12 protein-coding genes are annotated in these 12,873 nt (G+C 57.1%); 10 read left to right on the top strand and 2 right to left on the bottom strand.

What is annotated here, in order from left to right; translation table 11 throughout:
• The first annotated feature begins 25 nt into the window (after positions 1 to 25).
• Both RSK20926_RS07855 and ilvA read left to right on the top strand, forming a co-directional pair.
• Entirely contained in the window at positions 26 to 751 is a 726-nt protein-coding gene (locus RSK20926_RS07855; RefSeq protein ID WP_008205655.1) for a hypothetical protein, read from the top strand.
• An 82-nt stretch (positions 752 to 833) separates the two neighbouring features.
• The gene (gene ilvA, locus RSK20926_RS07850) at positions 834 to 2,060 is read left to right on the top strand and encodes a threonine ammonia-lyase IlvA (RefSeq protein ID WP_008205653.1); all 1,227 of its coding nucleotides are present in this window, start codon (positions 834 to 836) and stop codon (positions 2,058 to 2,060) included.
• Between the two features lie 44 nt (positions 2,061 to 2,104).
• On the opposite strand, the gene RSK20926_RS07845 is transcribed toward ilvA, so the two are convergent.
• Positions 2,105 to 2,428: an Hpt domain-containing protein gene (locus RSK20926_RS07845; RefSeq protein ID WP_008205652.1), complete on the bottom strand. Its 324-nt coding sequence runs from the start codon at positions 2,426 to 2,428 to the stop codon at positions 2,105 to 2,107.
• A 171-nt stretch (positions 2,429 to 2,599) separates the two neighbouring features.
• Between RSK20926_RS07845 and RSK20926_RS07840 the strand changes: the two genes are divergently transcribed.
• Together RSK20926_RS07840 and RSK20926_RS07835 are read left to right on the top strand one after the other, a co-directional pair.
• On the top strand, positions 2,600 to 3,871 hold the full coding sequence (locus RSK20926_RS07840; RefSeq protein ID WP_008205650.1) for a PP2C family protein-serine/threonine phosphatase: 1,272 nt from the start codon (positions 2,600 to 2,602) through the stop codon (positions 3,869 to 3,871).
• Complete coding sequence (locus tag RSK20926_RS07835; RefSeq protein ID WP_050773056.1) at positions 3,872 to 4,324, top strand: VOC family protein; 453 nt, start codon at positions 3,872 to 3,874, stop codon at positions 4,322 to 4,324.
• Between the two features lie 11 nt (positions 4,325 to 4,335).
• On the opposite strand, the gene RSK20926_RS07830 is transcribed toward RSK20926_RS07835, so the two are convergent.
• The gene (locus RSK20926_RS07830; RefSeq protein ID WP_008205647.1) at positions 4,336 to 4,785 is read right to left on the bottom strand and encodes an NUDIX hydrolase; all 450 of its coding nucleotides are present in this window, start codon (positions 4,783 to 4,785) and stop codon (positions 4,336 to 4,338) included.
• 75 nt (positions 4,786 to 4,860) lie between these two features.
• On the opposite strand from RSK20926_RS07830, the gene hslO reads away from it, so the two are divergent.
• The 6 genes from hslO to RSK20926_RS07800 all read left to right on the top strand — a co-directional run bounded on the left by hslO (position 4,861) and on the right by RSK20926_RS07800 (position 12,850).
• The gene (gene hslO / locus RSK20926_RS07825) at positions 4,861 to 5,859 is read left to right on the top strand and encodes an Hsp33 family molecular chaperone HslO (RefSeq protein ID WP_008205646.1); all 999 of its coding nucleotides are present in this window, start codon (positions 4,861 to 4,863) and stop codon (positions 5,857 to 5,859) included.
• Positions 5,852 to 6,448, top strand: coding sequence for a CoA pyrophosphatase (locus tag RSK20926_RS07820; RefSeq protein WP_008205645.1), 597 nt, complete (start codon positions 5,852 to 5,854; stop codon positions 6,446 to 6,448). Before hslO ends, RSK20926_RS07820 begins: the two co-directional genes overlap by 8 nt.
• Positions 6,445 to 7,599 (top strand): CCA tRNA nucleotidyltransferase, encoded by a 1,155-nt coding sequence (locus RSK20926_RS07815; protein WP_008205643.1) that lies wholly within the window; start codon positions 6,445 to 6,447, stop codon positions 7,597 to 7,599. Before RSK20926_RS07820 ends, RSK20926_RS07815 begins: the two co-directional genes overlap by 4 nt.
• A 231-nt stretch (positions 7,600 to 7,830) precedes the next feature.
• Positions 7,831 to 9,669 (top strand): ABC transporter ATP-binding protein, encoded by a 1,839-nt coding sequence (locus RSK20926_RS07810; protein ID WP_008205641.1) that lies wholly within the window; start codon positions 7,831 to 7,833, stop codon positions 9,667 to 9,669.
• Positions 9,666 to 11,513 carry an ABC transporter ATP-binding protein gene (locus tag RSK20926_RS07805; protein ID WP_008205639.1) on the top strand — a complete coding sequence of 616 codons (1,848 nt, stop codon included), beginning with the start codon at positions 9,666 to 9,668 and terminating at the stop codon, positions 11,511 to 11,513. The genes RSK20926_RS07810 and RSK20926_RS07805 overlap by 4 nt, the downstream gene beginning before the upstream one ends.
• Before the next feature lie 89 nt (positions 11,514 to 11,602).
• Positions 11,603 to 12,850, top strand: a complete 1,248-nt coding sequence (locus tag RSK20926_RS07800; RefSeq protein ID WP_008205636.1) for a class I SAM-dependent RNA methyltransferase — start codon at positions 11,603 to 11,605, stop codon at positions 12,848 to 12,850.
• Positions 12,851 to 12,873 lie beyond the last annotated feature (23 nt).

Below are 12,873 nucleotides of genomic sequence, written 5' to 3'. Positions count from 1 at the left end.
TGTCTTTAGGGAGTTATGAGCTGGTATGGGCTGGAAGATTTTCTCTCACTCGGTGTTCTTGCTGAACCACAACCTGCGCGATGCGCTGCGGATTTCTTCGCCGCTGATTGCCACCATGCTGTTGAACCTGTTTCTGGGTGGCGCGATGGCGATTGACAATCTGGAAGCCGGGACGCCGCAAGACACGGGGCCCAATCTGCTGCTGACACTTCTGAGCGCTATTGCAGGCCTGTGGGTTGCCGTGGCCTGGCACCGGTTTGTACTGCTGGAAGAACATGGTGGCAGCTTACCCAATTTTCACGGCGCCCGCATGCTGTCCTATTTCTTTGTCATTTTGCTAATGACAGTGGTTCTTGCTCTCGCAGGCGCAGTAGCAGGCGCAGTTGGAGCTATGCTCTTTGGAAGTTCTACACCGTTGTTTTCGATTGTGGTTCTAGCGATTGTTGTTTCAGCGATGTGGATCTTCTACCGTTTGTCACCTCTGCTTCCTGCCGCTGCTTTGGGGAAATACATGAGGGTAAAACGAGCCTGGGAGGCGACCTCAGAGATTTCGGGGGCAGTTCTGGCAGCCGCACTCTTGCTGATCTTTTTCAGTATTCTCAGCGGCGCAGCCGCACTCTTGGTTATGTTCCAGGTCAGCATTCTGATTGGGGTGATCATGATCGCTGTGCTGCAATGGGCCTATACCATGGTGGGCATCAGTATTCTGACCACCATCTACGGCATCGCCATCGAAGGCCGCGATATCTGATGGCCGGGTCTAAACGGTATTCTTAGGTATGCTTTGACCCTGCCCTCTTGCCTTGGGGGCAGGCTTGCGCCACTCAAGGGGAATGACCGATTTCCCAACCCAGGCCCGCGCGGCCGAGGCGGCGATGCGCGATGTGTTTCCGCCCACGCCGCTCCAGCGTAATGTTCATCTCTCCGAACGGTTTGAGGCCGATATCTACCTCAAACGTGAGGATCTGAGCCCGGTGCGCTCCTACAAGATTCGTGGCGCCTATAACGCCATGCGTAAGCAAGCGGATCAGGAGCTCTTTGTTTGTGCTTCGGCGGGGAACCACGCGCAGGGTGTTGCCTTTATGTGCAAGCATATGGGCAAGCGCGGGGTGATCTTCATGCCGGTCACAACCCCACAGCAGAAAATCCAGAAAACCAGGATGTTTGGCGGCGAAAACGTAGAGATCCATCTGATAGGCGACTATTTTGATGACACGCTGGCCGCAGCGCAGGATTGGTGTGGGCGCGAGGGGGGACATTTCTTGTCGCCCTTTGATGATGATGATGTGATCGAAGGGCAAAGCTCAATCGCGGTAGAGATCGAAGAGCAATTGGGTCGCGTTCCAGATCATGTAATCCTGCCCGTTGGTGGTGGTGGAATGTCGGCAGGGGTGACCCGCTGGTTTGGGGATCGGCTACATTGTCTTTATGCAGAACCTGATGGAGGTGCTTGCCTGCGGGCGGCGCTGAAGGCGGGCAAACCTGTGGCACTGGATCATGTCGACACCTTTGTTGATGGCGCGGCTGTTGGTCGAATTGGAGCCAAGCCCTATGAGATTCTAAAAGATGTGCCACTGCCCGATGTCCTGTCGATTTCAGAGGACCGCGTTTGTGCAACCATAATCGAAATGCTCAATGTCGAGGGCATCGTGCTGGAACCCGCTGGCGCGCTTGCGATTGAAGCTCTGGGCGATGTGCGCTCCTGGATTCGCGGCAAAAGCGTTGTCTGTCTGACCTCTGGCGGCAATTTCGACTTTGAACGCCTGCCAGAAGTGAAAGAACGGGCGCAGCGCTACTCAGGGGTAAAGAAGTATCTGCTGTTGCGCCTGCCGCAGCGCCCCGGCGCCCTAAAGGAATTTCTGAGTATCCTGGGGCCAGAGGATGACATTGCGCGCTTTGAATATCTGAAGAAATCTGCGCGCAACTTTGGCTCTGTCCTGATCGGGATAGAGACGAAGCGGCCGGAAAATTTCGCAGATCTTTTTGGGCGGTTGGATGATGCTGGGCTAGCTTACACCGATATCACCAATGATGAGACGCTTGCTCAGTTCCTGATCTGATCGGCAGATTGCCTTTTTGGGAGAATGGGGGCGAAGGCGTAAACTTAGGTGAGATTTGGTAACTCGGCCAAAAAAACGGTTTTGGAGCTTTCGAAACCCTGGATAACTCCTGGAAGATCTACAGAAGCAGCCTCTCCTTGTGCGGATTTTCGCTCGCCCTCAAGGCAGAGTTGCGAAAAGCTGTCAAAGCCGAGATTGAGAGCGCTGCCCTTTAGAAAATGCAGATCCTGCTCCAGCTGACTGCGGTCTCCGGTGCGGAGTTTGGAAATAACTTCCTCGACTTCTTCGAGGAAAAGTTCAACAACCTCGTCAAAATCTTCGGTTCCAACTTCCTCTCGGAGTTCCTTGACGCGTGGCCAGTCGATCATCGGTTCGATCCTAAGTTCTTTTTTCTTTCCGAAGACTCTTAGGTTGTGTGTGGTAAATTTATGGTGAAAAACGGGCAATGAAGCAAATTTTACAGTTCACCCGGTATTAAGGTCTGCATCGCTAGTGTCACAGGGAAATTGGCCTAAAGAGTATTTGACGAGGAGTCTTCGGTGCTGCCAGACAGTTCACTCGAAACAGAGGAACACCCGGTGAGCGGGTCGATCAACCGTGTATTGGTTGTCGACGATAGCCGTTTGCAGCGACGTATCCTTGTAGCCTCGTTGAAGAAATGGGGATTCGAAGTTATCGAGGCCGATAGCGGTGAGGCCGCTATGGAAATCTGCCTCCAGGAATCTCCAGACCTGATTCTCAGTGACTGGATGATGCCGGGGATGAGCGGGATTGAATTCTGCCAGGCCTTCCGCCAGCGCTCCAAGGACAACTATGCTTATTTCATTCTGCTGACATCAAAGAGCGAAAAGAATGAAGTTGCTGAAGGCTTGGATGCCGGCGCTGATGATTTTCTGACCAAGCCAGTCAGCTCGGATGAGCTGCGTGCCCGTATTTCAGCAGGAGAGCGAATCCTGCGCATGCAGCGTGAGCTCTCTGAAAAGAACCGGATCGTGTCGGACACGCTTGGAGAGTTGCAGCGTGTCTACGACGCAATCGACAAGGATCTGATTCAGGCGCGTAAGATCCAAGAATCGCTTGTACCTGAACTGTCGCGAGATTTCGGATCTTCCACGGTCAGCCTACTGCTGAAGCCCTGTGGCCATATCGGCGGTGATCTGGTTGGAATGTTCTGCCCAGGTGTAAACCGGGTTGGTTTCTATTCAATCGATGTTTCTGGCCACGGCATCACTTCTGCGATGATGACCGCGCGTCTCGGCGGCTATCTCTCTTCGACCTATTTTGACCAGAACGTGGGTATGGAAAAGCGGTTCAACCGTTTCTATGCTCTGCGTCAGCCCGAAGAGGTCGCCAAGCTTCTGAATGCACGTTTGATTGCTGACACCGGAATCGAAGAATACTTCACCATGGCCTATTGCACGGTGGATCTGCGCAGTGGTGTGTTGAAGATGGTGCAGGCCGGCCATCCGCACCCCTTGCTGCTGCGTCGGGACGGTTCGGTTGAGTTCCTGGGCAAAGGTGGCGTGCCTATCGGGTTGGTGCCGGACATTGGCTATACCCAGGAAGAGACGGTCCTGGAAAAAGGCGACCGCCTTCTGCTTTACTCCGATGGTTTCACAGAAGCCCGTCTGGAAAACGGCGAGATGCTCGAGACCGAGGGGCTGCTGGATCTGATCAGCAAATGCGATACCCAGCAGAGCGGCAAAGAGTTCCTGGATGATCTCTATTGGAACCTCACCCAGGTGATGTCGCAGGAACATGGCCTTGAGGATGATGTTTCAGCGACCCTGTTTGAGTATGAAGGCCCTTGATTGCGGCAGTTGTGCTTAAGACCAGCTTTCAGCCATATCAGCCTGACTGCCCATAACCTTGACCTTTTGTCAGAGTTTTATCAAAACGCGCTAGGCTATCGGGTCAAGCGCGCAAAACGCTATGTTGGCGGATCTGCGGTTTCGCAGGGAAACGGTTTGCCTGACGTCGGCTTCCACTCTGTTTGGCTAGGTTTTAACGAAAGCCAGGATGTCAGTCTGGAAATCTTGCAATTTGACAGATCCAAGAGGACGGAGGCGCCGCGGGTGAACCAAACTGGCCTGGGACATGTTGCGTTTTCCGTAGAAGATTTGGATCAGACCCTTACTGCGATACTGGCAGCAGGCGGGAGCAAACAGGGTGAGCCTGTAAACCTGGGAAGCGAGAAATCACCCTGTCTTTGTGTCTATATGCGTGACCCTGAGGGAAACCTCATCGAGCTGGAACAGACCTAAATTTAAGGTCTCTAAGCGAAGTACTGTAGGGCAAAATGCCGGTCACCGTCGTTGTAGAGGCTATCAATAACCGCCTCCGGCTGCATCCAGACCGCTGCATGATCGGCTTCCAACGGCGGCCCAAGCCGGCGCTGGGGCCGGGCCACATAGATATGGCAGAGTTTTTCTGCCCAAAGGTCATACTCGGGCATAAAGGTAAAGCGGCGGAAGGCGCCGAGGCGGCGGGGCGCGCCGATGGACCAGCCAGTTTCCTCGTAGACTTCGCGGTGTAGGGCCGGGATTGGCGATTCACCCGGATCGATGCCTCCACCGGGCAGCTGGATTTCCGGCTCGTCCATGTATTGGCTCATAAGCTGACAGGTCACCAATAGCTGCCCGCCGCGCGGCAGAAGGGCATAGACCCCGGGCCGCCGTTTGTAGATCCTGCCTGCCTCGGGCGGTGGTCCAAACCGTCTGATCATCCCTGCCTCTTTCCTCTGATGTGGAAAACCCTATATAGGGCCGATATGCCAATCTCCGGCGTTTAAGGAAACCCCATGACCCTTGGTTCTAAAATCGCATGGGACGATACCGTCCTGCCCTTTCAGCTTGATGCATCGGATATGCGCGGCCGTATTGCTCGGTTGGACGGCACGCTTGATGGCATCCTAAAGCAGCACAATTACCCACCGCAGGTCGAAGCCCTGGTGGCGGAAATGGCGCTGCTGACCGCTTTGATCGGTCAGACCATCAAGTTGCGCTGGAAACTTTCGCTACAGGTGCAGTCCAAAGGCGCGGTGCGTATGATCGCGACCGACTATTATGCGCCCCAGAATGAGGGTGATGAGGCGCGGATCCGGGCCTATGCCAGCTATGATGCGGAGCGCCTGACCGATGCCACCCCCTTTGAACAGGTGGGGGACGGCTATTTTGCGGTGCTGATCGATCAGGGCGAAGGTACCAAACCCTATCAGGGCATTGCACCCCTGGACGGAGAGAGCCTCGCGGCCTGCGCCGGGGCCTATTTTGCCCAGTCCGAACAGCTGCCGACCACCTTCGGGCTCAGCTTTGGTAAATCCTCCGAGCCGGGTGTCGCAGAACACTGGCGGGCCGGCGGCGTGATGCTGCAGCATATGCCCAAGGCCTCGCCCTTTGTGGCCAGTGCCGATCAGGGCAATGGCGAGACCCTGAAACCCGAAGATCTGCTCAAGGGCGAAGCTGAAGAAAATTGGAACCGGGTGAATACCCTTCTGAGCACCGTGGAAGAACTGGAGCTGATCGGGCCTTCGGTTTCGCCGACGGAACTGCTGCTGCGCCTGTTCCACGAAGAAGAGCCCCGCGTTTATGATCCTCAATCGGTCAAATTCGGCTGCACCTGCTCCGAAGACCGGGTGCGCCAGAGCCTGTCGATCTATTCCGCCAAGGACATCGAAAAGATGACCACACCAGAGGGCCGGGTCACCGCCGATTGTCAGTTCTGCAGTGCGCATTACGATCTCGACCCGAAAAGCGTTGGCTTTGAGGCCGAAGGCGCTGAAGACAAAACCGGTGAGTGATCTGCGGCAGAGATTGCAGCGGGCGCTGGCCCGTGCCGGGGAGGGGTCATCTGATTTTGACCTCAACCCCGGCACCGTCCTGCCTGAAGGCCGCCGACTGCGGCCCGCCGGCGTGCTGGCGGCTATCTCTCTGACAGAGGATGAGCCCCGGCTGATCCTGACCAAACGCTCTTCCCGGCTAAAGCATCACCCGGGTCAGATCGCCTTTCCCGGCGGCAAGCAGGAAGAAAGCGATCGGGATGTGACCGAGGCCGCCCTGCGCGAGGCGCAAGAGGAAATCGGCCTGCCGATGCACCTGCCCGAAGTTATCGGTCATCTACCCTGCCATGAAACCGTGACCAGCTTTCAGGTGACACCAGTGGTGGCGCTGCTGCATGAGCGTTTTGAGCCGGTGCCGGAAGCGGGCGAGGTGGCAGAGGTCTTTTCGGTGCCGCTGCAGCATCTGCTGGATCCAGGTAACTTCATCGTGGAATCCCGCCGCTGGCAGGGCGCGCGGCGGCACTATTACACGGTTCCTTATGGGCCCTATTACATCTGGGGGGCAACGGCGCGCATGCTGCGCGGACTGGTCGCTGCAATGTCCGAATGAGGCTGGCGGGCCAGCCCTGGCTACAGCACCCGGCCACGCAGAGGGTCTGTGCGGCGCTGACAGCAAAGGGCGCTGCAGCCTATTTTGTTGGCGGCTGCGTGCGCAATGCCTTGATGGGGGTCCCTGTTTCGGACATCGACATCGCCACCGATGCCACCCCGGAAGAGGTGCTGGAACTGGCCCGCGCCGCCGGGATCAAAGCCATCCCCACCGGTATCGACCATGGCACCGTCACTCTGGTCGAGGGACATATCCCCCATGAGGTGACAACCTTCCGTCGTGATGTGGCAACCGACGGCCGCCGTGCCGTAGTGGCCTTCTCCAAGGATATTGCCGAGGACGCCGCCCGCCGCGATTTCACTATGAATGCGCTTTATGCCCGGCCTGACGGGGCACTGGTGGACCCGTTGAAGGGCCTGCCCGACCTAGAGCATCGCCGAGTGCGCTTTATCGGGGATGCGGGTGCGCGGATCCGCGAAGATCACCTGCGCACCCTGCGCTATTTCCGCTTTCATGCCTGGTACGGCAATCACGATGCCGGGTTTGACCCGGAGGCCCTGGCCGCGATCGCGGAAAATCTGGAGGGGCTGGCAAAACTCTCGAAAGAACGCATCACCAGCGAGCTGCTGAAGCTCTTGGCAGCAGAGGACCCAGCGCCTGCGCTAGCCATCATGCGCCAGACCGGGTTGCTGGGGCAGATCCTGCCGGGCGCTGATGATCGGGCACTGGCGCCGCTGGTGCATCTGGAGGGCAGCATCGCCCCGGATCCCATCCGGCGACTCGCGGCTCTGGGAGGGGTGGAGCTGCAGGCGCATCTGCGGCTCAGCAAAAGCCAAACCCGTCTGCATGAACATTTGCGCCAAGCTGCCATTGGCACTGCTGGTGCGGCAGAGCTCTCCTACCGCATGGGACGGAACTTTGCCCATGGCGCAATGCTGCTGCGCGCCACCCTGTTGGAGCAGCCGGTTGAGCCAGATCTGGAACGCAAACTGCAGCAGGGCGCTGCGGCGAAATTGCCGGTTACCGCCCAGGACCTGATGCCAGGTCTGTCCGGTGCCGCGCTGGGCAAGGCATTGAAGCAGCTGGAAACGGGTTGGATCGCCTCTGGTTTTGCGCTGGGCCGGGATGAGTTGCTCAACTCGTTGAAATAGCGCCGCGTTAGTTTCACCCTGATACTTTTCTGTCCGCAAGGGGGTGACAAGCCGCAAATAATGTGGCTAGTCTCGGCTCAACTGATCAATCATGCCGGGAGGAATGCGAATGTATTACGGGATCTGGTTCATCTGAAGCCATATCACCCGTAGTGACGGGGGGCTGTGGCTTTGCCCTTTGTCAGCATTATTGCATTCCCTATTTGCTCAAACCATCGGAGCACACCAAGCATGTTTCGCTTCTTTGAAAATCTCGTAGACCCCTATTGCGACTACCCGGAGAGCAACCACCCTCCGTCGCGGCTTTGGCCCTTTTTGAGAGCCTATTCAAAGCCCTTTGAGAAGATTTTTGTCCTGACTGCTCTGATGTCCGTGATCGTGGCGGCTGTGGAAATCGGCCTCATCTACTATATGGGCCGGGTGGTTGATCTCCTGTCTGGTGAGCCGACTCAGGTCTGGCAGGATCATGGAACAGAATTCCTTTTGGTTGCGGGCTTTGTGCTTTTGCTCAGGCCTGTTCTGCAACTCTTGGATGTGCTGCTTTTGAACAATGCCATTCTGCCAAATTTCGGCACCTTGATCCGCTGGCGGTCACATAAACACGTGCTGCGCCAGTCGGTCTCGTGGTTTGAGAATGATTTTGCCGGCCGGATCGCCAACCGGATCATGCAGACGCCACCCGCAGCGGGAGAAGTTGTGTTTCAGGTGTTCGATGCCATCACTTTTTCCCTGGCCTATCTCGTAGGTGCGGCCATCCTCTTGATGGCTTCGGATCCTCGGCTACTCCTGCCTCTTTTGGCCTGGTTCGTGCTCTATGGCTTCCTGGTTCGCTGGACGGTTGAGCGGGTGGGGCCAGCCAGTCAGGCCGCTTCGGATGCGCGCTCCACCGTGACGGGGCGGGTGGTTGATAGCTATTCCAACATCCACTCGGTCAAGATGTTCGCCCATGATAGCCGCGAGCTGAGCTATGCGAAGGAAGCCATCGAAAAGACGCGTGAGACCTTTCAGGTCGAAATGCGGATCTTTACCGTCATGGATGGGGTACTGGTGGTGCTGAATGGTCTGCTGATCGTCGGCGTTGTTGGCTGGGCTATGTATCTGTGGATGCAGGGGGCCGCATCTGCCGGCGTCGTCGCGGCTGCGACGGCCCTCACCCTGCGGCTGAATGCAATGACCGGCTGGATCATGTGGGCGCTGACGTCTTTCTTTCGCCAGCTGGGGGTTGTGGCCGAGGGTATGGAGACCATCGCTCAACCCATTGATCTGGCAGATGCAGCGGATGCGGCGCCACTGGAGCTGCGCCAGGGGGAGATCTCTCTCTGTGACCTCAGCCACCATTATGGCCGTGAAAGCGGCGGGCTGGACCGGATGACGCTGACGATCCAACCTGGTGAGAAAGTCGGCCTGATCGGTCGTTCAGGCGCGGGTAAGTCAACCTTGGTGAAATTGCTGTTGCGCTTTTACGATCCGGATTCTGGGCAAATTCTGATCGACGGTCAGGATATCTGCGCGGTGACGCAGGATTCCTTGCGTCGTCAGATCGGCATGGTGCAGCAGGACAGCGCGCTCTTGCACCGTTCGGTGCGGGAGAACCTGCTTTATGGGCGACCTGATGCAAGCGAGTCAGAGATTGTCGCAGCGGCCAAACAGGCCGAGGCGCATGATTTTGTCCTAGACCTGGAAGACCCGCAGGGGCGGCGCGGCTATGACGCCCATGTGGGCGAACGCGGGGTAAAACTCTCGGGTGGACAACGACAACGCATCACGCTCGCGCGGGTTATCCTGAAAGATGCGCCGATCCTGCTGTTGGATGAAGCCACATCGGCGCTGGATTCGGAGGTTGAGGCCGCCATCCAAGAGACCCTATATGGCATGATGGAGGGCAAGACGGTGATTGCGATTGCACATCGGCTGTCCACCATCGCACAGATGGACCGCATCCTGGTACTGGACCAGGGACGGATCGTGGAAGAAGGTCGACACGAAGATCTGTTGCGCGCTGAAGGGCTCTATGCGCAGTTTTGGGCGCGGCAGTCCGGTGGGTTCTTGAATGCTGAGGTAGCCGAATGAAGATAGGCAATCTGATCAACGCCTTCCAACCTGCAAAAGGAGTGCCACCGCAACAGCTGTGGCCCTTCTTGCGTTGGAGCTTGGCTGGCGCTTGGCCGGTCTTGCTGGCAGCAGCGCTGATCTCTGGCTTTGCAGGCGCGATGGAGGCGGGAACCGCTTATATTCTGGGTGAGGTGATTGATACCGCCATTTCCAGCGGGCCAGATGGTTTTTTCACCAGTCAGAACCTCTTGGTGATCTTCGGCGCGCTTGGGTTCTTTCTGTTGCTCAGGCCGGTGTTTTTTGGCTCAGCCGCGGCGATGAATGCCATTGTGGTTCAGCCGAATGTGAACCCGCTGGTTCTCTCGAGGCTCAATCGCTGGACATTGGGTCAGTCCGTACGATTTTTCGACGACGATTTTGCAGGCCGCATTGCCCAAAAACAAATGCAGACGGCCAGTGCTGTAACTTCGGTTACCACTGAGATGATCAATGTCGTGGCCTTTGCCCTGGCGTCGCTAGTTGGGTCGATGGCGCTACTGGGATCGATCAATCTGTGGATTACCTTGCTCTTTGGGTTCTGGCTTGTGGGGTATTTTACCCTGATCCGCTGGTTCCTGCCGCGGGTGCGCCAAAGATCTGGCAAACGGGCTGGGGCTCGCGCCCTGGTGTCGGGGCAGGTGGTGGATACCATTACCAATATCAAAACCGTAAAGCTTTTTGCGCATTCCAGCCATGAAGAGCAAAGCGCCCAGGAAGCGATGGTCTCTTTCAGAGATACAGCACTGCATTTTGGTCGCCTGGCGGCAACTTTCCGGTTTTGTCTGATGTGCATGGCCGGGCTTCTGCCGGTCTTGTTGATTGGCGCAACTCTCTTGTTGTGGCGCTCTGGTGGGGCCAGTGAAGGGGATATCGTTGCGGCTGGCGCCGTTTCAATCCGGATTTCGCAGATGACTGGCTGGGTCAGTTTCACCCTGATGTCGATCTATTCCAACCTGGGCGAGATCGAAAACGGCATGAAGACCCTGACCCGCCCAGATCGTGTCGAAGACAGTGCTACCGCGAAAACACTGGAGGTTTCTGCCGGAGAAATCGAGTTTGATGCCATCGGTTTTGCCTATGGCCGCGATGTGGGTGGAGTTCAGGAGCTTTCGCTGACCATCCGCCCCGGAGAAAAGCTAGGAATTGTTGGTGCCTCGGGGGCTGGCAAATCCACATTGGTGTCCCTCTTGCTGCGGCTCTATGACGGTGAAGTCGGGCGCATTCTGATCGATGGGCAGGATATTGCCGGGGTGACGCAGGATTCCTTGCGCAGCCAGATCGGCATGGTCACGCAAGAGACAGCGATGTTTAACCGCTCCGCACGGGAAAATATCCTCTATGGTCGTCCGGATGCCAGTGAAGAGGATCTTATATGGGCAGCGCAACAGGCCGAGGCCCATGAATTTATTAAGGATCTCGAAGATAGCCAAGGTCGCAAAGGTTACGATGCCTTCCTGGGTGAACGCGGGGTGAAACTCTCTGGCGGGCAGCGACAGCGTATCGCCCTGGCCCGCGCTATTCTTAAGGATGCGCCTATCCTGATCATGGATGAGGCTACATCTGCGCTGGATTCCGAGGTTGAAGCCTTGATCCAAACCGCCCTCGAGCGGGTGATGGTGGGTAAGACGGTGCTTGCCATTGCCCACAGGCTTTCAACGCTGAGCGAGATGGATCGGATCATTGTCATGGAAAAAGGCCGGATTGCGGAAAGCGGCAGCCATGACGAGCTTTTGGCGCTTGGTGGTCTTTATGCCCAATTCTGGGCCCGCCAGTCCGGTGGCTTTATCTGTACTGATGAAACTGGCGCGGCGGCGGCAGAGTAAGCGCTTCTTCGAACCACAATCTTGATCAGAATGCGCCGAGTGGCGGGTTTGTGCTTTTGTGCGGGCAATGCAAGCGCTATCTAGCCCGAATGACAGACGCAGCCAGAACCACAGCTACGATTACCCGCCTTGGACATCAGGGCGATGGAGTCGCCGAAGGGCCATTGTTTGCGCCCCGTACCCTGCCGGGTGAAGAAATCAGCGGTATCCGCGAGGGGAGTCAACTTCGCGAAATCCGGATTGAAACCCCCTCTGAGCACCGGGTTCAGCCCAGTTGTCGTCACTACAAATCCTGTGGTGGATGCCAGTTGCAACATGCCAGCGAGAGCTTTGTAGCCGATTGGAAAGTGAATGTGGTGAAAACCGCTTTGGCTGCGCAGGGGCTGGAGACAGAGTTTCGGCCGATCCACACCTCCCCGGCGCAGTCGCGGCGGCGTGCGACATTTGCGGTGCGCCGGACCAAGAAGGGTGCAATGGCTGGTTTTCATGGACGGGCCTCTGATGTCATTACTCCAATTCCAGACTGTCAGCTTCTGGACCCCACTCTCATCTCGGCCATAGCTTTGGCAGAGGCTCTGGCGATTGCTGGTGCCAGCCGAAAAACTCCTCTGTCCGTAACCGTGACCACGTCAGAATGCGGGCTGGATGTCTTGGTACGTCAGGGCAAACCATTGGATGGCCCCCTCCGGCTGGAACTGGCACAGCTTGCAGGCCAACACGGTGTGACCCGCCTCACCTGGGAGGATGAGCAGGTCGCGATGGAGCAGCCACCGATCCAGCGTTTTGGCAATGCTCCGGTCTGCCCTCCGCCAGGGTCTTTCCTGCAAGCCACTACAGATGGTGAGGCAGCGCTGCTTGGTGCAGTGCGTGAGATTACTACAGGCGCAAAACGGATCCTGGATCTCTTTGCTGGCTGCGGAACCTTTACATTGCCGCTTGCCGAACGAGCGGAAGTCTATGCCCTTGAAGGTGAAGCGGAGATGATTGCAGCGCTGGAAGCTGGCTGGCGCCGCGGCAAGGAGTTGCGACAGGTGAAAGCCGAGACACGGGACCTGTTCCGCAATCCGCTATTGCCCGAGGATATGAAACCTTTTGGCGCCCATTACGAGGCCGTGGTGATTGATCCGCCGCGTGCGGGTGCCGAAGCTCAGGTCGCGCAGCTAGCCAAGGCACGGTTGCCCGTTGTTGCCTATGTTTCCTGCAATCCCATCAGCTTTGCCCGTGATGCAAAGGTCCTGGTGGGGGCAGGATACAGCCTGAATTGGGTGCAGGTTGTTGACCAGTTCCGTTGGTCAGCCCATACGGAACTGGTGGCCAGTTTTACCCTGGCCGACTGACCCCCAAAAAGGGGGCACAAGGA

Origin of the sequence: Roseobacter sp. SK209-2-6, from assembly GCF_000169455.1 — a bacterium.
GTDB lineage: Bacteria > Pseudomonadota > Alphaproteobacteria > Rhodobacterales > Rhodobacteraceae > Pseudophaeobacter.
Note: the sequence above shows the minus strand (reverse complement) of the source record. Positions and strands in the feature narration are given on the sequence as shown.

What these genes read in the sequence shown, in the direction of transcription:
- RSK20926_RS07855 (WP_008205655.1), top strand. Translation starts at nt 26, where the DNA reads ATGGGCTGGAAGATTTTCTCTCACTCGGTGTTCTTGCTGAACCACAAC.
- ilvA (WP_008205653.1), top strand. Translation starts at nt 834, where the DNA reads ATGACCGATTTCCCAACCCAGGCCCGCGCGGCCGAGGCGGCGATGCGC.
- RSK20926_RS07845 (WP_008205652.1), bottom strand. Translation starts at nt 2,428, where the DNA reads ATGATCGACTGGCCACGCGTCAAGGAACTCCGAGAGGAAGTTGGAACC.
- RSK20926_RS07830 (WP_008205647.1), bottom strand. Translation starts at nt 4,785, where the DNA reads ATGATCAGACGGTTTGGACCACCGCCCGAGGCAGGCAGGATCTACAAA.
- hslO (WP_008205646.1), top strand. Translation starts at nt 4,861, where the DNA reads ATGACCCTTGGTTCTAAAATCGCATGGGACGATACCGTCCTGCCCTTT.
- RSK20926_RS07815 (WP_008205643.1), top strand. Translation starts at nt 6,445, where the DNA reads ATGAGGCTGGCGGGCCAGCCCTGGCTACAGCACCCGGCCACGCAGAGG.
- RSK20926_RS07810 (WP_008205641.1), top strand. Translation starts at nt 7,831, where the DNA reads ATGTTTCGCTTCTTTGAAAATCTCGTAGACCCCTATTGCGACTACCCG.
- RSK20926_RS07805 (WP_008205639.1), top strand. Translation starts at nt 9,666, where the DNA reads ATGAAGATAGGCAATCTGATCAACGCCTTCCAACCTGCAAAAGGAGTG.
- RSK20926_RS07800 (WP_008205636.1), top strand. Translation starts at nt 11,603, where the DNA reads ATGACAGACGCAGCCAGAACCACAGCTACGATTACCCGCCTTGGACAT.